This window comes from Pseudomonas sp. NFPP25, assembly GCF_900116505.1.
In the GTDB taxonomy this organism is placed as follows: Bacteria; Pseudomonadota; Gammaproteobacteria; order Pseudomonadales; family Pseudomonadaceae; genus Aquipseudomonas; species Aquipseudomonas protegens.
Window position 1 is genome coordinate 236,457 of the sequence record NZ_FPBG01000007.1, and the last position, 20,453, is coordinate 256,909.

General features: G+C 61.3%; 18 protein-coding genes. 9 read left to right on the forward strand and 9 right to left on the reverse strand.

The genetic code is table 11. The annotated features are described in order from the left end of the window. Positions 1-52 precede the first annotated feature (52 nt). From hflD to BM382_RS26295, 4 genes are all read right to left on the reverse strand, one after another. Positions 53-676 carry a high frequency lysogenization protein HflD gene (gene hflD, locus BM382_RS26280; RefSeq protein WP_011062179.1) on the reverse strand — a complete coding sequence of 208 codons (624 nt, stop codon included), beginning with the start codon at positions 674-676 and terminating at the stop codon, positions 53-55. Next, the gene (gene mnmA, locus BM382_RS26285) at positions 673-1,806 is read right to left on the reverse strand and encodes a tRNA 2-thiouridine(34) synthase MnmA (protein ID WP_072444505.1); all 1,134 of its coding nucleotides are present in this window, start codon (positions 1,804-1,806) and stop codon (positions 673-675) included. The genes hflD and mnmA overlap by 4 nt, the downstream gene beginning before the upstream one ends. Positions 1,807-1,877: 71 nt before the next feature. Continuing rightward, the gene (locus BM382_RS26290; RefSeq protein ID WP_011062177.1) at positions 1,878-2,324 is read right to left on the reverse strand and encodes an NUDIX hydrolase; all 447 of its coding nucleotides are present in this window, start codon (positions 2,322-2,324) and stop codon (positions 1,878-1,880) included. Between the two features lie 147 nt (positions 2,325-2,471). Further along, on the reverse strand, positions 2,472-4,697 hold the full coding sequence (locus tag BM382_RS26295; RefSeq protein WP_072444503.1) for an NADP-dependent isocitrate dehydrogenase: 2,226 nt from the start codon (positions 4,695-4,697) through the stop codon (positions 2,472-2,474). Positions 4,698-5,201: 504 nt separating this feature from the next. Here BM382_RS26295 and icd point away from each other — a divergent pair. Continuing rightward, positions 5,202-6,458 carry an NADP-dependent isocitrate dehydrogenase gene (icd, locus tag BM382_RS26305; RefSeq protein ID WP_011062175.1) on the forward strand — a complete coding sequence of 419 codons (1,257 nt, stop codon included), beginning with the start codon at positions 5,202-5,204 and terminating at the stop codon, positions 6,456-6,458. Between the two features lie 79 nt (positions 6,459-6,537). On the opposite strand, the gene cspD is transcribed toward icd, so the two are convergent. Next, positions 6,538-6,801 (reverse strand): cold shock domain-containing protein CspD, encoded by a 264-nt coding sequence (gene cspD / locus BM382_RS26310; protein ID WP_275656340.1) that lies wholly within the window; start codon positions 6,799-6,801, stop codon positions 6,538-6,540. A gap of 218 nt (positions 6,802-7,019) precedes the next feature. Here cspD and clpS point away from each other — a divergent pair, with 218 nt between their 5' ends. Both clpS and clpA read left to right on the forward strand, forming a co-directional pair. Beyond that, the gene (clpS, locus tag BM382_RS26315) at positions 7,020-7,382 is read left to right on the forward strand and encodes an ATP-dependent Clp protease adapter ClpS (RefSeq protein ID WP_011062173.1); all 363 of its coding nucleotides are present in this window, start codon (positions 7,020-7,022) and stop codon (positions 7,380-7,382) included. Between the two features lie 29 nt (positions 7,383-7,411). Next, positions 7,412-9,682, forward strand: coding sequence for an ATP-dependent Clp protease ATP-binding subunit ClpA (gene clpA / locus BM382_RS26320; protein ID WP_011062172.1), 2,271 nt, complete (start codon positions 7,412-7,414; stop codon positions 9,680-9,682). A gap of 126 nt (positions 9,683-9,808) precedes the next feature. On the opposite strand, the gene infA is transcribed toward clpA, so the two are convergent. The 4 genes from infA to trxB form a co-directional block, all read right to left on the reverse strand. Then, positions 9,809-10,027: a translation initiation factor IF-1 gene (infA, locus tag BM382_RS26325; RefSeq protein ID WP_002553999.1), complete on the reverse strand. Its 219-nt coding sequence runs from the start codon at positions 10,025-10,027 to the stop codon at positions 9,809-9,811. 100 nt (positions 10,028-10,127) lie between these two features. Further along, positions 10,128-10,835: an arginyltransferase gene (locus BM382_RS26330; RefSeq protein ID WP_015636288.1), complete on the reverse strand. Its 708-nt coding sequence runs from the start codon at positions 10,833-10,835 to the stop codon at positions 10,128-10,130. Positions 10,836-10,893: 58 nt separating this feature from the next. Beyond that, the gene (aat, locus tag BM382_RS26335; protein WP_011062170.1) at positions 10,894-11,574 is read right to left on the reverse strand and encodes a leucyl/phenylalanyl-tRNA--protein transferase; all 681 of its coding nucleotides are present in this window, start codon (positions 11,572-11,574) and stop codon (positions 10,894-10,896) included. A 72-nt stretch (positions 11,575-11,646) separates the two neighbouring features. Further along, positions 11,647-12,597, reverse strand: a complete 951-nt coding sequence (trxB, locus tag BM382_RS26340) for a thioredoxin-disulfide reductase (RefSeq protein WP_011062169.1) — start codon at positions 12,595-12,597, stop codon at positions 11,647-11,649. A gap of 295 nt (positions 12,598-12,892) precedes the next feature. Here trxB and BM382_RS26345 point away from each other — a divergent pair, with 295 nt between their 5' ends. The 6 genes from BM382_RS26345 to cysG all read left to right on the forward strand — a co-directional run bounded on the left by BM382_RS26345 (position 12,893) and on the right by cysG (position 20,415). Further along, the gene (locus tag BM382_RS26345; RefSeq protein WP_019092904.1) at positions 12,893-15,301 is read left to right on the forward strand and encodes a DNA translocase FtsK; all 2,409 of its coding nucleotides are present in this window, start codon (positions 12,893-12,895) and stop codon (positions 15,299-15,301) included. A gap of 68 nt (positions 15,302-15,369) precedes the next feature. Next, complete coding sequence (gene lolA, locus BM382_RS26350; protein WP_011062167.1) at positions 15,370-15,993, forward strand: outer membrane lipoprotein periplasmic chaperone LolA; 624 nt, start codon at positions 15,370-15,372, stop codon at positions 15,991-15,993. A 33-nt stretch (positions 15,994-16,026) separates the two neighbouring features. Further along, positions 16,027-17,352 carry a replication-associated recombination protein A gene (locus BM382_RS26355; protein ID WP_015636284.1) on the forward strand — a complete coding sequence of 442 codons (1,326 nt, stop codon included), beginning with the start codon at positions 16,027-16,029 and terminating at the stop codon, positions 17,350-17,352. Continuing rightward, positions 17,349-17,723: a fluoride efflux transporter CrcB gene (gene crcB / locus BM382_RS26360; RefSeq protein ID WP_011062165.1), complete on the forward strand. Its 375-nt coding sequence runs from the start codon at positions 17,349-17,351 to the stop codon at positions 17,721-17,723. The genes BM382_RS26355 and crcB overlap by 4 nt, the downstream gene beginning before the upstream one ends. Positions 17,724-17,739: 16 nt before the next feature. Further along, entirely contained in the window at positions 17,740-19,020 is a 1,281-nt protein-coding gene (serS, locus tag BM382_RS26365; RefSeq protein WP_011062164.1) for a serine--tRNA ligase, read from the forward strand. Beyond that, positions 19,021-20,415 carry a siroheme synthase CysG gene (cysG, locus tag BM382_RS26370; RefSeq protein ID WP_011062163.1) on the forward strand — a complete coding sequence of 465 codons (1,395 nt, stop codon included), beginning with the start codon at positions 19,021-19,023 and terminating at the stop codon, positions 20,413-20,415. Positions 20,416-20,453: the final 38 nt, after the last annotated feature.

Here is a 20,453-nt window from a genome sequence, read left to right on the forward strand (position 1 = left end):
GTTGCCAACTGACCAGCGTCTTACGCGCAGCTCTTGAAAAATCAGGCGCAGCTCAGCTGCTGCGCATCAACGGATAAAGCTCTTTGAGCAATTTGCGCCGGCTGATCACCAGTTGCCAGCGATGGCCGCCCAGCTGTCGCCACAGGCGTGCCGAGCGGATGCCGGCCAGCAGTAGGGCGCGGATCTTCGAGGCATTGCTGGGCTGCTGCAGGTTGCGCATGTCGCCGTGTACCTGGATGCGCTGGCGCAGGGTGCTCAGGGTGTCCTGGTACAGCCCGCCGCACGCGGCGATGACGTTTTCGTGGGCTGGACCGAAATGTTCTACCTGGGACTGGATCTGCGGCAGGCGTTTGCCGATGGTCTCCAGCAGGTCGTCGCGCTTGGCCAGCTGGCGTTCCAGGCCGAGCATCGACAAAGCGTAGCGCAGCGGTTCGCGCTGCAGGGTGCTGGGGTCGCGCTCCAGGGCGCCGATCAGGGCCCGGTAACCCTCGCGCAGGTTGATGTCGTCGCCGCCGTAGACTTCCAGGGTGTCTTTCGGGTCGCGGATCAGCAGGCTGCCGAGCATGCAGCTCAAGGCCGCTTCGCTGACCTGGCCGGTCTTGGCGATCCGGTCCACCAGCACGGCGGCCAGGAATACACCGCCCAGCGCCGTCAGTTGTTCCTGAATCGGGCTCATGGACGGGCGTCCTTGCTGCTCCAGGGTTCGGCCACTTCGATCACGCCGCCACCTAGGCAGATCTCGCCGTCGTAGAACACCACGGACTGGCCGGGAGTGACGGCGCGCTGTGGGTCGTCGAAGGTGGCGCGGTAGCCGTTGGTGGTCTTTTCCAGGGTGCAGGGCTGGTCGCTCTGGCGGTAGCGCACCTTGGCGGTCAGGCGTCGCGGCTGGCTCAGGTCGATGGGGTTGACCCAATAGATGTCGGAGGCCAGCAGGGCGCGGGAGAACAGCCAGGGGTGATCATTGCCCTGGCCCACGATCAGCTCGTTGTGCTCCAGGTCCTTGATCAGCACGTACCACGGCTCTTCGCCGGCGTCTTTCAGGCCGCCGATGCCCAGGCCCTGACGCTGGCCGATGGTGTGGTACATCAAGCCGTGATGGCGGCCGATGACTTCACCTTCGGTGGTCTTGATCTCGCCGGGCTGGGCCGGCAGGTATTGCTTGAGGAAGTCGCTGAAGCGCCGCTCACCGATAAAGCAGATGCCGGTGGAGTCTTTCTTCTTCGCTGTGGCCAGGTCGTGTTTTTCGGCAATGGCGCGCACTTCGGGCTTTTCCAGCTCACCTACCGGGAACAGGGTCTTGGCGATCTGTTCGCCGCCAACGGCGTGGAGGAAGTAGCTCTGGTCCTTGTTCGGGTCCAGGCCCTTGAGCAGTTCGGTGCGGCCATCGATGTCGCGGCGGCGCACATAGTGGCCGGTGGCGATCAGGTCGGCGCCGAGCATCATGGCGTAGTCGAGGAAGGCCTTGAACTTGATTTCGCGGTTGCAGAGGATATCCGGGTTCGGCGTGCGGCCGGCCTTGTATTCGGCCAGGAAGTGCTCGAACACGTTGTCCCAGTATTCGGCGGCGAAGTTGGCGGTGTGCAGCTTGATGCCAATCTTGTCGCACACGGCCTGGGCGTCGGCCAGGTCGTCCATGGCGGTGCAGTATTCGGTTCCGTCGTCTTCCTCCCAGTTCTTCATGAACAGGCCTTCCACCTGGTAACCCTGCTCCATCAGCAGGAGGGCGGAAACGGAAGAATCCACGCCGCCGGACATGCCGACAATGACGCGCTTCTTTTGGGTGTCAGAAGGGGCTGGATCACGCATAGGAATTCAATGGGTGTCTTGAAAAAGGACGCGATTCTAACAGGCTGAGGCCTGCAAGGCTAAAACTGCGGTTAAAGCATTGGTCGGATCAGTGCCAGGCTGTGCAACTGGCCATCCAGGTAATCGTCCAGGCACTGCAGGATCAGCTCGCTGCGCCAGTTGGCCCGTTGCTCCAGCAGTTGCTCGCGGCTCAGCCAGCGCGGGCCGATGATGCCGTCATCCAACTGATAGTCCGGATGATGGCGCAGTGGCTTGGCGGCAAAGCACACGCGCTGGTAGGTCACGCCGTTGCTGGGGGCGGTGTAGAGGTAGATGCCGACCACGCCGGTCAACTCCACATCCCAGCCGGTTTCCTCCAGGGTTTCGCGTACGGCCGCCTGGAGCAGGCTTTCATTGGCGTCCAGGTGCCCGGCGGGCTGGTTGAGCACGGCTTGTTCGCCCTGGTATTCCTCGACGAACAGGAAGCGGCCCTGGTCCTCGACGATGGTGGCGACAGTAATATGCGGTTGCCATTCCATAAAGGCACTCCTTTATAAAGGGTGAGCATTGTAGGAGCCGGCTTGCCGGCGAAGCGAGCGCTGTCTGTTTCGCCGACAGGCCGGTTGCTGCGGACGCCAGAAGCACAAACCCCGGCGCGGGGCCGGGGTTTGTGTGTTCGCTCGTGCTTACACCAGCGCAGCGATGGCTGCGTTGAGGGTGGCGCTCGGGCGCATGGCCTGGCTCACCAGCTCGGGGTTGGCGCTGTAGTAGCCACCGATGTCCACGGGCTTGCCCTGTACGGCGTTGAGCTCGGCGACGATGGTCGCTTCGTTCTCGGTCAGGGTCTTGGCCAGGGTGCTGAACTGCGCTTGCAGGACAGCGTCCTCGGTCTGGGCGGCCAGGGCTTGAGCCCAGTACAGCGCCAGGTAGAAGTGGCTGCCGCGGTTGTCGATGTTGCCGACCTTGCGCGATGGCGACTTGTTGTTGTCGAGGAACTGGCCGGTCGCCTGGTCCAGGGTCTTGGCGAGCACCAGGGCTTTCGGGTTGTTGTAGGTGTTGCCCAGGTGCTCCAGGGAGGCTGCCAGGGCCAGGAACTCACCCAGGGAGTCCCAGCGCAGGAAGTTCTCTTCCAGCAGCTGCTGTACGTGTTTGGGAGCCGAACCGCCGGCGCCGGTTTCGAACAGGCCGCCACCGTTCATCAGCGGCACGATCGACAGCATCTTGGCGCTGGTGCCCAGTTCCATGATCGGGAACAGGTCGGTCAGGTAGTCGCGCAGTACGTTGCCGGTCACCGAGATGGTGTCCTTGCCGTCGCGGGTGCGGGCCAGGGTGAACTTCATGGCTTCAACCGGGGACATGATGCGGATGTCCAGGTCGCTGGTGTCGTGATCCTTCAGGTAGGCCTGAACTTTCTCGATCATCACACCGTCGTGGGCACGCATCGGGTCCAGCCAGAAAATGGCCGGGGTGCTGCTGGCACGAGCACGGTTGACCGCCAGTTTGACCCAGTCCTGGATCGGCGCGTCTTTGGTCTGGCACATGCGGAAGATATCGCCGGCTTCGACTTTCTGCTCCAGCAGCAGGCTGCCTTTGCTGTCGGTGACGCGAACCACGCCGTCAGCCTTGATTTCGAAAGTCTTGTCGTGGGAACCGTATTCTTCGGCTTTTTTCGCCATCAGGCCAACGTTCGGCACGCTGCCCATGGTGGTCGGATCGAACGCGCCATTGGCTTTGCAGTCTTCGATCACGGCCTGGTAGATGGTGGCGTAGCAACGGTCCGGGATCACGGCCTTGGTGTCGTGCAGCTGGCCGTCGGTGCCCCACATCTTGCCGGAGTCACGGATCATGGCAGGCATCGAGGCGTCGACGATCACGTCGCTCGGCACGTGCAGGTTGGTGATGCCTTTGTCGGAGTTGACCATGGCCAGGGCAGGGCGGGCTGCGTAGACGGCCTGGATGTCGGCTTCGATGGCGGCTTGCTGATCGGCAGGCAACGCCTTGATGCGGGCGTACAGGTCGCCGATGCCGTTGTTCAGGTTGAAGCCGATTTCCTGCAGCACGGTGGCGTGCTTGCTCAGGGCATCCTGATAGAACTCGGCAACGATCTGGCCGAACATGATCGGGTCGGAGACCTTCATCATGGTGGCCTTGAGGTGTACCGAAAGCAGTACGCCTTGCTTCTTGGCGTCTTCGATTTCAGCGGCGATGAAGGCGCGCAGGGCCTTTTTGCTCATTACGGCGCAGTCGAGGATCTCGCCGGCTTGCACGGCGGTCTTTTCCTTCAGGACGGTGGCAGTGCCGTCCAGGGCGATCAGTTCGATCTTGACGCTGTCGGCTGCTTCGATCAGGGCCGCTTTTTCGCTGCCGTAGAAGTCGCCGTTGCTCATGTGGGCGACGTGGGACTTGGAGTCCTTGGCCCAGGCGCCCATCTTGTGCGGGTGCTTGCGCGCATAGTTCTTCACCGACAGCGGAGCGCGGCGGTCGGAGTTGCCTTCACGCAGGACCGGGTTCACGGCGCTGCCCTTGACCTTGTCGTAACGGCTCTTGGCGTCTTTGTCGGCGTCGCAGGTCACGGTTTCTGGGTAGTCCGGCAGCGCATAGCCCTGGGCCTGCAGCTCTTTGATCGCGGCTTGCAGTTGCGGGACCGAGGCGCTGATGTTCGGCAGCTTGATGATGTTGGCTTCTGGGGTGACCGCCAGCTCGCCCAGTTCGGCAAGGTGGTCCGGCACCGCTTTGGTACCCAACTGCTCAGGGAAGCTGGCGAGGATGCGGCCGGCCAGGGAGATGTCGCGAGTTTCCACGGCGATATCAGCCGAAGCGGTGAAGGCTTCTACGATAGGCAGCAGGGAATAGGTGGCGAGGGCCGGGGCTTCGTCGGTGAAGGTGTAGATGATCTTCGAGCGGGTGGGCATATTCGGATTAACTCTCTTCTTTGCTAAAGCGTGCGCAGAAACTCGAGGTGCGCCGGGTAAGCGCTTTCGTTCAAAGGTCATCCATGAGCCGAATGTCGAGGTTTCTTCGCGGTGATGTTGGGTGCATCAGTCGAGCGTCAAGCGGGTGGGCTGCGGTAACAACCCGGCTTTGGGCGGCCATTCTCGGCTTGTTTTGTCGGTAGCAGAGCGTTCGGCCGTCGTGACTCTGTGGTCAGCGGCGGCATTATACATAGGTAGCTAGCAAAACGCCGATGCTTCATAGGCGCCCGTTCTCGTCCATTGGTCTAAAGGTCGCAGGCAGGGTGCAGGCGTAGAGTCGCTCGGGGTGCTTTACTTTGGCACTTTTCCCTTTGCTTTCAGGCTTGTAGGCCGCGAACTGTGCAGCTTTCACGGCATATGGGTGGAACATGAGGTTCCCGTCCAGATTCAACTGGGGTACGCTCGAACGCAGCCAGATGTTCAATCCACACAACGGAGTTCAGCATGGGATACAAGAAGATTCAGGTTCCAGCAGTCGGCGACAAAATCACCGTCAACGCAGACCATTCTCTCAATGTTCCTAACAACCCGATTATTCCTTTCATCGAAGGCGACGGTATTGGTGTTGATATCAGCCCGGTCATGATCAAGGTTGTCGATGCTGCGGTTAAGAAGGCTTACGGCGGCGAACGCAAGATTTCCTGGATGGAAGTGTATGCCGGGGAAAAAGCGACTCAAGTGTACGACCAGGACACCTGGCTTCCTCAGGAAACCCTGGACGCAGTGAAGGATTACGTGGTTTCCATCAAGGGCCCGCTGACCACTCCGGTCGGTGGTGGCATCCGTTCCCTGAACGTGGCCCTGCGTCAGCAACTCGATCTTTATGTATGCCTGCGCCCTGTGCGCTGGTTCGAAGGCGTGCCCAGCCCGGTGAAAAAGCCGGGTGACGTGGACATGACCATCTTCCGTGAAAACTCCGAAGACATTTACGCCGGCATCGAGTGGAAAGCCGGCTCGGCAGAAGCCACCAAGGTCATCAAGTTCCTCAAGGAGGAAATGGGTGTCACCAAGATCCGTTTCGACGAAAACTGCGGCATCGGCGTCAAGCCGGTTTCCCTGCAGGGCACCAAGCGTCTGGCGCGCAAGGCGCTGCAATATGTAGTGGATAACGACCGCGACTCGCTGACCATCGTGCACAAAGGCAACATCATGAAGTTCACCGAAGGTGCCTTCAAGGAATGGGCCTACGAAGTGGCGGCCGAAGAGTTCGGCGCGACCCTGCTGGACGGCGGTCCCTGGATGCAGTTCAAGAACCCGAAAACCGGCAAGAACGTCATCGTCAAGGATGCTATCGCCGACGCCATGCTCCAGCAGATCCTGCTGCGCCCGGCCGAATACGATGTGATCGCGACCCTCAACCTCAACGGTGACTACCTGTCCGACGCCCTGGCGGCGGAAGTGGGCGGCATCGGCATTGCACCAGGCGCCAACCTGTCCGATACCGTGGCCATGTTCGAAGCCACCCACGGTACCGCGCCCAAGTATGCCGGCAAGGACCAGGTCAACCCGGGCTCGCTGATCCTTTCCGCAGAGATGATGCTGCGCCACATGGGCTGGACCGAAGCAGCCGACCTGATCATCAAGGGCACCAATGGCGCAATCTCGGCCAAGACCGTGACCTATGACTTCGAACGCCTGATGGACGGTGCAACCCTGCTGTCTTCCTCGGCCTTCGGCGATGCGCTGATCTCGCACATGTAAGCTGTACGGCGCCCAAAGCAAACCGGCCGACTCAATCCCTTGAGTCGGCCGGTTTTTTTATGACTGGATGTTGGTTGGATCAGCTAAGGGCGCTTTCGGGCTGGGCCTCGGCGCTGACGATTTCGCCGGGCACCTTCAACGCGCTGATTTTGATCGCATGCAGGCCCTTGGGCCCTTGGATGATCTCGAAGCTCACAGCCTGTCCGGCTTTCAAGGTCTTGTAGCCATCCATATCGATGGCCGAGTAATGGGCAAACAGATCGTCAGTCTTGCCCTCCTCATTAATAAAGCCATAACCCTTGGCGTTGTTGAACCACTTGACCTTACCGCTAGCCATACTCATATCCCTCTGCAACAGACTCCATCACTGGAGTATCATCCAGTTCATCCGCCGCCAAGCTTGGTAAAAAGGTTGACGCCGCGGACGTTTATTACCCAATGTGGGCCCTATTGGTTGTAACACCGTTTTGCCGATAGTCAAGTTGACCCGGCGGTCGGAGTTGAAATCCTTCCAGGGCGCCCCCACCACTGTATTTGCACAACTGACGAACCTTTCTTTCCATGCATGCAATCAGCCAGATTCGACTAACATTCAATCAGGATCGCCCGGACTTGCACGACGACGATTCCGCTGGCTTGGCAGTACAGGAGGCTAAGCCTGCTCTCCAGGCGCCGCCGATGTACAAGGTGGTTTTGTTCAACGATGACTACACGCCGATGGATTTCGTCGTCGAAGTGCTCGAGATGTTTTTTAACCTGAATCGCGAGCTGGCGACCAAGGTCATGCTGGCCGTCCATACCGAAGGGCGGGCAGTGTGTGGATTGTTTACCCGCGACATCGCCGAGACCAAGGCCATGCAGGTCAACCAGTACGCCCGGGAAAGCCAGCATCCGCTACTCTGTGAAATCGAGAAGGACGGTTAACGCCGACCACTTGGGTATGAGGTGAAGCTATGTTAAACCGCGAGCTCGAAGTCACCCTCAATCTCGCCTTCAAGGAGGCCCGTTCGAAGCGTCATGAGTTCATGACCGTCGAGCATCTCCTGTTGGCTCTTTTGGATAATGAGGCCGCCGCCACCGTTTTACGTGCCTGCGGAGCAAACCTCGACAAACTCAAGCACGACCTGCAGGAGTTCATCGACTCCACCACGCCGCTGATTCCCGTGCACGACGAGGATCGCGAAACTCAGCCAACCCTGGGTTTCCAGCGCGTATTGCAACGTGCTGTCTTTCACGTACAGAGCTCGGGCAAGCGTGAAGTCACCGGTGCCAATGTGCTGGTGGCAATCTTCAGTGAGCAAGAGAGCCAGGCGGTGTTCCTGCTGAAACAGCAGAGCGTTGCCCGTATCGACGTGGTCAACTACATCGCCCATGGCATCTCCAAGGTGCCCGGGCATGGCGATCATTCTGAAGGTGAACAGGATATGCAGGACGAAGAGGGTGGTGAGTCGTCTTCTTCGGGCAATCCTCTGGATGCCTATGCCAGCAACCTCAATGAACTGGCCCGTCAGGGTCGCATTGATCCGTTGGTAGGGCGCGAGCAGGAAGTCGAGCGCGTAGCGCAGATCCTGGCGCGCCGGCGCAAGAACAACCCGCTGCTGGTGGGTGAGGCAGGCGTGGGCAAGACTGCGATTGCCGAGGGCCTGGCCAAGCGCATCGTCGACAATCAAGTGCCGGACCTGCTGGTCAACAGCGTCGTCTACTCGCTGGATCTTGGGGCGTTGCTGGCCGGTACCAAATACCGCGGCGATTTCGAGAAGCGCTTCAAGGCGCTGCTGGGCGAATTGAAAAAGCGCCCTCAGGCGATCCTGTTCATCGACGAAATCCACACCATCATCGGTGCCGGTGCGGCCTCCGGTGGGGTGATGGACGCCTCGAACCTGCTCAAGCCGCTGCTGTCCTCGGGTGATATCCGTTGCATCGGCTCGACTACCTTCCAGGAGTTCCGTGGCATTTTCGAGAAGGACCGGGCCTTGGCGCGGCGCTTCCAGAAAGTCGATGTGTCCGAGCCCTCGGTTGAAGACACCATTGGCATCCTGCGCGGCCTCAAGGGGCGTTTCGAGCAGCATCACAGTATCGAATACAGTGATGAAGCCCTGCGTGCCGCTGCAGAATTGGCCTCGCGCTATATCAATGACCGGCATATGCCGGACAAGGCCATCGACGTCATCGACGAGGCAGGGGCCTATCAGCGCCTGCAGCCGGCGGAGAAGCGCGTGAAGCGCATCGAAGTGGCCCAGGTCGAAGACATCGTGGCGAAAATCGCGCGGATTCCACCAAAACACGTCACCAGTTCCGATAAAGAGCTGCTGCGCAATCTTGAGCGCGATCTCAAGCTGACGGTGTTTGGCCAGGATGCGGCGATCGATTCGCTGTCCACCGCGATCAAGCTGTCCCGTGCAGGCCTGAAATCGCCGGACAAACCGGTCGGTTCCTTCCTGTTCGCCGGTCCTACCGGTGTCGGCAAGACCGAAGCGGCGCGGCAGTTGGCCAAGGCCATGGGGATCGAGCTGGTGCGCTTCGACATGTCCGAGTACATGGAGCGGCACACCGTCTCGCGCTTGATTGGTGCGCCTCCCGGTTATGTCGGTTTCGACCAGGGCGGCTTGCTGACCGAGGCCATCACCAAGCAGCCGCATTGCGTATTGCTGCTCGATGAAATCGAGAAGGCCCACCCGGAAGTCTTCAACCTGCTGCTGCAGGTGATGGATCACGGGACCCTGACCGACAACAACGGGCGCAAGGCCGATTTCCGCAATGTGATCGTCATCATGACCACCAACGCCGGTGCTGAAACCGCGGCGCGAGCCTCCATCGGCTTCACGCATCAGGATCACTCTTCCGATGCCATGGAAGTGATCAAGAAGAGCTTCACGCCGGAGTTCCGCAACCGTCTGGACACCATTATCCAGTTCGGTCGCCTGAGCCACGAAGTGATCAAGAGCGTGGTGGACAAGTTCCTTACCGAGCTTCAGGCGCAGCTGGAAGACAAGCGCGTGCAGCTGGAAGTGACCGATGCCGCTCGCAGCTGGCTGGCCGCCGGTGGTTACGACGTGACCATGGGCGCCCGTCCGATGGCGCGCTTGATCCAGGACAAGATCAAGCGTCCCCTGGCCGAGGAGATCCTGTTTGGCGAGTTGTCCGACCATGGCGGTGTGGTCCACATCGACATCAAGGATGGCGAGCTGACCTTCGATTTCGAGACCACGGCGGAAATGGCTTGATCGCCGCATAACGCAGCAGTACAGCCAAAGGCACCGGGAGGTGCCTTTGTGCTATCTGGCGTTTGAAACGTTTTTTGCAGACGAACAAAAACGCCCGGCATAACCGGGCGTCTTGTATTGACTTGCTTAGCGAGCGCGGTAAGTGATGCGCCCTTTGCTCAAGTCATAGGGCGTCAGCTCGACGCGCACTTTGTCACCGGTAAGAATACGAATGTAGTTCTTGCGCATCTTGCCGGAAATATGCGCGGTTACGACGTGCCCATTTTCCAACTCCACACGAAACATGGTGTTGGGCAGGGTGTCGACGACAGTGCCTTCCATTTCGAAGCTGTCTTCTTTCGACATGCAGTAAAGCCCTCGGTGTCCAATGAATGGCCCGGTGCAACTGCGCCAGGCAAAAGCGGCGTGCATTGTGCCCGAAAAGTGGGGTTTAAGCCAAGACCTTCTAGTTGAGGATCACCCATCTCTGGTTAACCAGCAGCTCTATGGGGCGATATTGGGTCTTGTAGTTCATCTTTTTGCAGTTCTTGATCCAGTAGCCGAGGTACACCGCATCCAGCCCCAGGCGCAGGGTTTCGCCGATTTGCCAAAGGATCGCAAAGCGCCCGAGGCTGCGGCGCTCTTCGTCGGGTTCATAGAAGGTGTAGACCGCTGACAGGCCATTGGGCAGCAGGTCGGTGACCGCCACGGCCAGCAGGCGGCCGTCCAGGCGGAACTCGTAGAAGCGCGAGAAGGGCAGGTCTCGAACCAGAAAGGTCGAGAACTGGTCGCGGCTGGGGGGGAACATGTCGCCATCGGCGTGGCGTTGCTCGATGTAGCGCTGGTAGAGGTCGAAATACTCTTCGCTGAAGCAGGGTTTGGCCGCGTGTACGGTCAGGTCGCTGTTGCGTTTGAGAATGCGCTTTTGCTGGCGGCTGGGCAGGAACTGTGTAGCAGGAATGCGCGCCGGCACGCAGGCGTTGCAGTTCTGGCAGTGGGGGCGATACAGATGATCGCCGCTGCGCCGAAAGCCCATTTCCGACAGATCCGCGTAGACATGCACGTCCATGGGCTGGCTGGGATCGAGGAACAGAGTGGTCGCCTGTTCGTCGGGCAGGTAGCTGCAAGAGTGGGGTTGGGTGGCATAGAACTTCAGGCGCGCCAACTCGGTCATGAGTCAACCCTCGGAATAAGCTTTGCAATTAAGTGTAAGCCACCCCCGGCAAACCCGCCTAGGAAACCCATATGGCGCGGCTCGGCAGGTCCAGGTGGTGTTTCAGGTAATTCGCGAACTCTGGCCGGGAAATGGATCGGGCGCCGAGGCTGTGCAGGTGTTCGGTGGGCATCTGGCAGTCGATCAGCACAAATCCCCACGCCTTCAAGCGTTCCACCAGAGTGGCAAAGCCGAATTTCGAGGCATTGTCGGCGCGGCTGAACATCGACTCGCCGAAAAACAGCTGCCCCATGGCCAGTCCATACAAGCCGCCCACCAGCACTCCCTGATCCCAAACTTCCACCGAATGGGCGTAGCCGCGTTGATGCAGTTGCAGGTAGGCGCGTTGCATCGCTTCGCTGATCCAGGTGCCGTCGGCATAGGCGCGAGGCGCTGCACAGGCGCTGATGACTGCGGCAAAGTCCCGATCGAAGGTCACCTGATAGTGTTGTTTGCGCAACAGTTTGCCCAGGCTGCGGGAGACATGCAGTTCGTCCGGGAATAACACCGTGCGCGGATCGGGGGACCACCAGAGAATCGGCTGGCCCTCGGAAAACCAGGGAAAGCAGCCGTGACGATAGGCCTGGATCAGGCGGTCGGCAGACAAGTCTCCGCCCGCGGCCAGCAAGCCATTGGGCTCGCGCATGGCCTTTTCCAGCGGCGGGAAGTCGAGTGTGTTGCGTTGTAACCAGGTCAGCATGGTATCCAGACTTGCGGCAGGGGAGGGCGGTGGCGAGCCATTGCGGGCCCGCCACAAGCGTAGGGCGAGGGCTTAGTTGTCGTCGAGGAATTTTTCCGCATCCAGCGCTGCCATGCAGCCGGCGCCGGCCGAAGTGATGGCCTGGCGATAGACGTGGTCGGCCACGTCGCCGGCGGCAAATACGCCCTGGATGCCGGTGGCCGTGGCATTGCCTTCGCTGCCGCCACGCACCAGCAGGTAGCCGTCGCGCATCTCCAGCTGGCCCTGGAACAGATCGGTATTGGGCTTGTGGCCGATGGCGATAAACACCCCGGCCAGTGGCAGATCCTTGGTTTCTCCGCTGTGGCTGTCCTTGAGGCGGGCGCCGGTCACGCCGCTGGCATCGCCCAGCACTTCCTCCAGGTGCTGGTTCCAGTGCAGGCGGATATTGCCATTGGCGGCCTTGTCGAACAGCTTGTCCTGGAGAATCTTCTCGGCCCGCAGCTTGTCGCGGCGATGCACCAGGTGCACTTCTTTGGCGATGTTCGACAGGTACAGTGCTTCCTCCACGGCGGTGTTGCCGCCGCCCACCACGGCCACCACCTGATTGCGGTAGAAGAAGCCATCGCAGGTGGCGCAGGCGGAAACCCCCTTGCCGGCAAAGGCCTCTTCGGAGGGCAGGCCCAGGTATTGCGCCGAGGCGCCAGTGGCGATGATCAGCGCGTCGCAACTGTAGGTGCCGCTGTCGCCGATGAGGATAAACGGCCGCTGCTGCAACTGTGCGGTGTGGATGTGGTCATAGACGATCTCGGTGTCGAAGCGTTCGGCGTGTCTCTGCATCCGCTCCATCAGCACCGGGCCGGTCAGGCCTTCGACATCGCCGGGCCAGTTGTCGACTTCGGTGGTGGTGGTCAGTTGGCCGCCGGCTTGCAAACCGGTGATCACCGTCGGTTTGAGGTTGGCCCGAGCGGCATAGACGGCAGCGCTGTAACCGGCAGGGCCAGAGCCCAGAATGATCAGGCGTGAATGCTTCGCATCGTTCATAAAAACACCTCATAAGCCTTTGTCACAAAAGAGAATGCATGCTCCAATTGAACAGTGCGTAACAGGCCGTTGACTATGCTGGTCGGAGGGTTCCGACGTGGCATGGCGTGAACAAACCCGTACAATACGACGCTGTACCGGGTTTATTCAGAATTGCACTGTTTCAGAAGCAAGGGGCAGAGTGTTAAAAGTAGCCCCAGTTACGCCGGTCAACTTTATTTACCTGCTCGGATTGAGCAGTATCTTGTAGTCAATCACCCGTTGGACGCGCCCTTGGCGCAGGAAAAGACGCGTTTTGAAGAAATCCACCGCAGCACCTAAACCTGTTGTTCCGCTCTGGCGTCAACAATTGCACTACCGGCTCAAGGAAGGTGCGTTGATCGCCATTGGCGCCCTGTGCCTGTTCTTGATGATGGCACTTCTGACCTATGGGAAAGATGATCCGGGCTGGAGTCATAACAGCAAGATTGAAGACGTGCAGAACTTCGGTGGCCCGGCCGGTTCCTACAGCGCCGATATCCTGTTTATGGTGTTGGGTTACTTCGCCTATATCTTCCCGCTGCTGTTGGCGATCAAGACCTACCAGATCTTCCGCCAGCGCCATGAGCCCTGGCAGTGGAGCGGCTGGCTGTTTTCCTGGCGGCTGATCGGCCTGGTGTTCCTGGTGCTGTCGGGCGCCGCGCTGGCCCATATCCATTTCCATGCCGCCACGGGCCTGCCGGCCGGTGCCGGTGGCGCCTTGGGCGAGAGCCTGGGCGACCTGGCCAAGAACGCCCTGAACGTGCAGGGCAGCACCCTGATGTTCATTGCCCTGTTCCTGTTCGGCCTGACGGTGTTCACCGACCTGTCGTGGTTCAAGGTGATGGACGTGACCGGCAAGATCACCCTCGACCTGTTCGAACTGTTCCAGGGCGCCGCCAACCGCTGGTGGGATGCGCGCGTGGAGCGCAAGCAACTGGTGGCGCAATTGCGCGAAGTGGATGCCCGGGTCGATGAAGTCGTGACCCCGAACGTGGCCGACAAGCGCGAGCAGGCCAAGGTCAAGGAGCGCCTTATCGAGCGCGAGCAGGCCCTGAGCAAGCACATGTCCGAGCGCGAAAAGCAGGTGCCGCCAGTGATCACGCCGATCGCCACCAAGGCGCCGGAGCCCAGCAAGCGCGTGCAGAAAGAGAAACAGGTGCCGTTGTTCGTCGACAGCGCGGTGGAAGGCACCTTGCCACCGATCTCGATCCTCGACCCGGCAGAAAAGAAACAGCTGAATTATTCCCCCGAATCCCTGGCGGCGGTTGGCCACCTGCTGGAAATCAAGCTCAAGGAGTTCGGTGTCGAAGTCTCGGTGGATTCGATCCACCCGGGGCCGGTGATTACCCGTTACGAAATCCAGCCGGCGGCAGGGGTGAAAGTCAGCCGGATCGCCAACCTGGCCAAGGACCTGGCGCGTTCCCTGGCCGTGACCAGTGTTCGCGTAGTGGAAGTGATTCCCGGCAAGACCACCGTGGGCATCGAGATTCCCAACGAAGACCGGCAGATCGTGCGCTTCTCCGAAGTGCTCTCGACCCCGGAATACGACAACTTCAAATCCCCGGTCACCCTGGCCCTGGGCCACGATATCGGCGGCAAGCCGATCATCACTGACCTTGCAAAAATGCCTCACCTGCTGGTGGCCGGTACCACCGGTTCCGGTAAGTCGGTGGGGGTCAACGCGATGATCCTGTCGATCCTGTTCAAGTCCGGCCCGGAAGACGCCAAGCTGATCATGATCGACCCGAAGATGCTCGAACTGTCGATCTACGAGGGCATTCCGCATCTGCTGTGCCCGGTGGTGACCGACATGAAGGACGCGGCCAACGCCCTGCGCTGGAGCGTGGCGGAGATGGAACGGCGCTACAAGCTCATGGCCAAGATGGGCGTGCGCAACCTCTCGGGCTTCAACGCCAAGGTCAAGGAAGCGATTGACGCCGGTACCCCGCTGGCCGACCCGCTGTACAACCGCGAAAGCATCCACGACGAAGCGCCGCTGCTGACCAAGCTGCCGACCATCGTGGTGGTGGTGGACGAATTCGCCGACATGATGATGATCGTCGGCAAGAAGGTTGAGGAACTGATCGCCCGTATCGCCCAGAAGGCCCGTGCCGCCGGTATCCACCTGATTCTCGCCACCCAGCGGCCATCGGTGGACGTGATCACCGGCCTGATCAAGGCCAACATCCCGACCCGCATGGCGTTCCAGGTGTCGAGCAAGATCGACTCGCGGACCATCATCGACCAGGGCGGTGCCGAACAATTGCTGGGCCACGGTGACATGCTCTATATGCCGCCGGGCACCAGCCTGCCGATCCGCGTCCACGGCGCCTTCGTCTCCGATGATGAAGTGCACCGCGTGGTGGAGGCCTGGAAGCTGCGCGGTGCGCCGGAATACAACGACGACATCCTCAACGGTGTCGAAGAGGCGGGCAGTGGTTTCGAAGGCAGCAGCGGTGGCGGTGACGGCGATGATCCGGAAGCCGACGCGCTCTACGACGAAGCCGTGCAGTTCGTCCTGGAAAGCCGCCGGGCCTCGATCTCTGCGGTACAGCGCAAGCTGAAGATTGGCTACAACCGCGCCGCCCGGATGATCGAAGCCATGGAAATGGCCGGGGTGGTGACGGCGATGAACACCAACGGCTCCCGCGAAGTGCTGGCGCCGGGCCCGACGCGCGACTGATCCTTGTTTCGCTTGCAGCGGCGTGAAGTCACGCCGCTCGTATACCCATCCAATTAATGAGGAATTCCATGCGCCTGATTCGCATGTTGCTGCTGCCGGTATTGGCTGTGACCACCTTGTCGGCCCACGCCGACCCGAAAGACGTGGCGCGCCTGACCCAGTTGCTGGAAAAGTCCCAGACCCTGACCGCGCGTTTCTCCCAGCTGACCCTGGATGGCAGCGGCACCCAGTTGCAGGAAACCGCCGGCGAGATGTCCCTGCAGCGCCCGGGCCTGTTCTACTGGCACACCGATGCGCCACAAGAACAGCTGATGGTTTCCGACGGCCAGAAAGTCTCCCTGTGGGACCCGGACCTGGAGCAGGTGACCATCAAGAAGCTTGACCAGCGCCTGACCCAGACCCCGGCCCTGTTGCTCTCCGGTGACGTGTCGAAAATCAGCGAAAGCTTCGACATCACCTCCAAGGAAGCCGGCGGCGTGATGGACTTCACCCTCAAGCCGAAAACCCGCGACACCCTGTTCGACAGCCTGCGCCTGTCGTTTCGCAACGGCATGATCAACGACATGCAGTTGATCGACAGCGTTGGCCAGCGCACCAATATCCTGTTCACCGGGGTCAAGGCCAACGAAGCCATCCCGGCGTCCAAGTTCAAGTTCGACATCCCCAAGGGTGCCGATGTGATCCAAGAGTAAGCAGCCGCAACCGCAAGGTTTCGAAGGTAGTCCATGGACCTGTTTCGTAGTGCCCCGATTGCCCAGCCACTGGCCGCACGCCTGCGTGCGACCAACCTGGACGAGTACGTTGGCCAGCAGCACCTGTTGGCCCGGGGCAAGCCGCTGCGCGAGGCCCTGGAGCAGGGCGCGCTGCATTCGATGATCTTCTGGGGCCCGCCCGGGGTCGGCAAGACCACCCTGGCGCGGCTGTTGGCGGAAGTCTCGGATGCCCACTTCGAAACCGTCTCGGCGGTGCTGGCCGGGGTCAAGGAGATCCGCCAGGCGGTGGAAGTCGCCAAGCAGCAGGCCGGGCAATACGGTCGGCGAACCATCCTGTTTGTCGACGAAGTGCACCGCTTCAACAAATCGCAGCAGGATGCCTTCCTGCCCTACGTGGAAGACGGCACGCTGATCTTTATCGGCGCCACCACGGAAAACCCGTCCTTCGAGCTCAACAACGCCTTGCTCTCCCGAGCGCGGGTCTATGTGCTCAAGAGCCTGGATGAAGCGGCCCTGGGCACCCTGGTACAGCGCGCCCTGACCGAGGAGCGGGGGCTGGGCAAGCGCCAGCTGAGCCTCAGCGATGAAGGCTTCCAGATGCTGCTGTCGGCCGCCGATGGCGATGGCCGGCGCATGCTCAACCTGCTGGAAAACGCCTCGGACCTGGCGGAAGACGGTGGCGAGATCAGTGTCGATCTGTTGCAAAGCCTGCTGGGTGACACCCGCCGGCGTTTCGACAAGGGCGGCGAAGCCTTCTACGACCAGATTTCCGCGTTGCACAAGTCGGTGCGCGGCTCCAATCCCGACGGCGCCCTGTACTGGTTCGCGCGCATGCTAGATGGTGGCTGCGACCCGCTGTACCTGGCCCGGCGCGTGGTGCGCATGGCCAGCGAGGACATCGGCAACGCCGACCCGCGGGCCCTGAGCCTGTGCCTGGCGGCCTGGGATGTGCAGGAGCGCCTGGGCAGCCCCGAAGGCGAGCTGGCAGTGGCCCAGGCCATCACCTACCTGGCCTGTGCGCCGAAGAGCAACGCCGTGTACATGGGCTTCAAGGCCGCCATGCGCGCTGCTGCCGAGCACGGCTCGCTGGAAGTGCCGATCCATCTGCGCAATGCTCCGACCAAGCTGATGAAGCAACTGGGCTACGGCGACGAATACCGCTACGCCCATGACGAGCCGGATGCCTACGCTGCCGGTGAAGACTATTTCCCCGAAGAACTCGAACCCTTGCCGCTCTATCAACCGGTGCCCCGCGGCCTGGAACTGAAGATCGGCGAGAAGCTCAAGCACCTGGCCGCCCTGGACCGGGCCAGCCCCTTGCAGCGGAGAAAACCTTGATCCCCCTGATCCTCGCAGTCTCCGCCGGCGGTGTGGCTGGCACCCTGTTGCGCTTTGCCACCGGCAACTGGATCAACGCCAATTGGCCGCGGCACTTCTATACCGCGACGCTGGCCGTTAATATCGTGGGCTGCCTGCTGATCGGCGTGTTGTACGGGCTGTTCCTGGTCCGTCCGGAAGTGCCGATCGAAGTGCGTGCCGGATTGATAGTGGGCTTCCTCGGTGGCCTGACGACTTTTTCATCCTTTTCACTGGATACCGTGCGTCTGCTGGAAAGCGGACAAGTGGCGCTGGCCCTGGGCTACGCGGCACTGAGTGTATTCGGCGGGCTGCTTGCTACCTGGGCCGGCCTGTCCTTGACCAAACTTTGATAAACGAGAGAACGACATGCTCGATTCCAAACTGTTACGTAGCAACCTCCAGGACGTAGCGGATCGTCTGGCATCCCGCGGCTTTGCCCTGGATGTGGCACGCATCGAAGCGCTGGAAGAACAGCGCAAGACCGTGCAGACCCGCACCGAGCAACTGCAGGCTGAACGTAACGCGCGCTCCAAGTCCATCGGCCAGGCCAAGCAACGCGGTGAAGACATCGCCCCGCTGATGGCCGACGTTGAGCGCATGGGGAACGAGCTGAGCTCCGGCAAGGCGGAGCTGGAAAACATCCAGAGCGAACTGGATTCGATCCTGTTCGGCATTCCCAACCTGCCCCACGAGTCGGTGCCGGTGGGCGAAGATGAAGACGGCAACGTTGAAGTGCGCCGCTGGGGCACCCCGACCGCCTTCGATTTCCCGATCAAGGACCACGTGGCCCTGGGCGAAACCCACGGCTGGCTGGACTTTGAAACCGCCGCCAAGTTGTCCGGCGCGCGTTTTGCCCTGTTGCGCGGCCCGATCGCCCGTCTGCACCGCGCCCTGGCGCAGTTCATGATCAACCTGCACACCGGCGAGCACGGCTACGAAGAGGCCTATACCCCGTACCTGGTGCAGGCGCCGGCCCTGGTGGGCACCAGCCAGTTGCCGAAGTTCGAGGAAGACCTGTTCAAGATCACTCGCGAAGGCGAAGCCGATCTGTACCTGATCCCGACCGCTGAAGTGTCGCTGACCAACATCGTCGCTGGCGAGATTCTCGACGCCAAGCAATTGCCGCTGAAGTTCGTCGCCCACACGCCGTGCTTCCGTAGTGAAGCCGGTGCTTCGGGTCGCGATACCCGCGGCATGATCCGCCAGCACCAGTTCGACAAGGTCGAGATGGTCCAGGTGGTCGAGCCGTCGACCTCCATGGAAGCCCTGGAAGGCCTGACCGCCAACGCCGAGAAAGTCCTGCAACTGCTGCAACTGCCGTACCGCGTACTGGCCCTGTGCACCGGCGACATGGGCTTCAGTGCGGTCAAGACCTACGACCTGGAAGTCTGGGTACCGAGCCAGGACAAGTACCGCGAGATCTCCTCGTGCTCCAACTGTGGCGATTTCCAGGCCCGCCGCATGCAGGCGCGCTTTCGCAACCCGGAAACCGGCAAGCCTGAGCTGGTGCACACCCTCAACGGTTCCGGCCTGGCCGTGGGCCGCACTCTGGTGGCGGTGCTGGAGAACTACCAGCAGGCCGACGGTTCGATCCGTGTGCCGGATGTGCTGAAGCCGTACATGGGTGGCCTTGAGGTCATCGGCTAAATGGAATATCTGCCGCTGTTTCACAACCTTCGCGGCAGTCGTGTGTTGGTGGTCGGCGGAGGGGAGATTGCCTTGCGCAAATCCCGTCTGCTGGCCGATGCCGGTGCGCAGCTGCGAGTGGTCGCACCTGAAATAGAAGCGCAATTGCAGGAACTGATCGTCGCCAGCGGCGGTGAGTCCCTGTTGCGCGGGTATGTCGAGGCGGACCTCGACGGCTGCACCCTGATCATCGCCGCCACCGACGACGAATCCCTGAATGCCCAGGTCTCCGCCGATGCCCATCGGCGTTGCGTGCCGGTCAATGTGGTGGACGCGCCGGCCCTGTGCAGCGTGATCTTCCCGGCTATCGTCGACCGTTCGCCGTTGGTCATCGCGGTCTCCAGTGGCGGCGATGCGCCGGTGCTGGCGCGGCTGATCCGGGCCAAGCTGGAAACCTGGATTCCTTCCACCTACGGCCAACTGGCCGGGTTGGCGGCGCGTTTCCGCGCCCAGGTCAAAGGCCTGTTTCCGGATGTGCAGCAACGCCGGGCGTTCTGGGAGGACGTGTTCCAAGGGCCCATTGCCGATCGTCAGCTGGCGGGGCAGGGCGCGGAAGCCGAACGTCTGTTGCAGGCCAAGATTGCCGGCAAGGCGCCTCATGCGCCGGGCGAGGTGTATCTGGTGGGCGCAGGCCCGGGTGATCCGGACCTGCTGACCTTCCGCGCCCTGCGCCTGATGCAGCAGGCCGACGTGGTGCTCTACGACCGCCTGGTGGCGCCGGCGATTCTCGAGCTGTGCCGCCGCGACGCCGAACGCATCTACGTCGGCAAGCGTCGTGCCGATCACGCCGTGCCCCAGGAACAGATCAACCAGCAACTGGTGACCTTGGCCCAGCAAGGCAAGCGTGTAGTGCGTCTCAAGGGTGGCGATCCGTTCATCTTCGGCCGGGGCGGCGAAGAGATTGAAGAGCTGGCGGCCCACGGCATTCCGTTCCAGGTGGTGCCGGGGATTACCGCGGCCAGTGGTTGCTCGGCCTATGCCGGGATTCCCCTGACTCACCGTGACTACGCCCAGTCGGTGCGCTTCGTCACCGGCCATCTCAAGGACGGCACCAGCAACCTGCCCTGGAGCGACCTGGTGGCGCCGGCCCAGACCCTGGTGTTCTACATGGGCCTGGTGGGCTTGCCGACCATCTGCGAGCAACTGATCAAGCACGGTCGCGGCGCCGACACCCCGGCGGCGCTGGTTCAGCAGGGCACCACCAGCAACCAGCGTGTCTTCACCGGCACCCTGGGCAACCTGCCGGCCCTGGTTGCGGAACACGAAGTGCATGCCCCGACCTTGGTGATCGTTGGCGAAGTGGTCCAGCTACGCGAGAAGCTGGCCTGGTTCGAAGGCGCTCAGTCCGAGGTCTGAAAAGCTTCGCCGGCAAGCCGGCTCCTACACATCCCGCT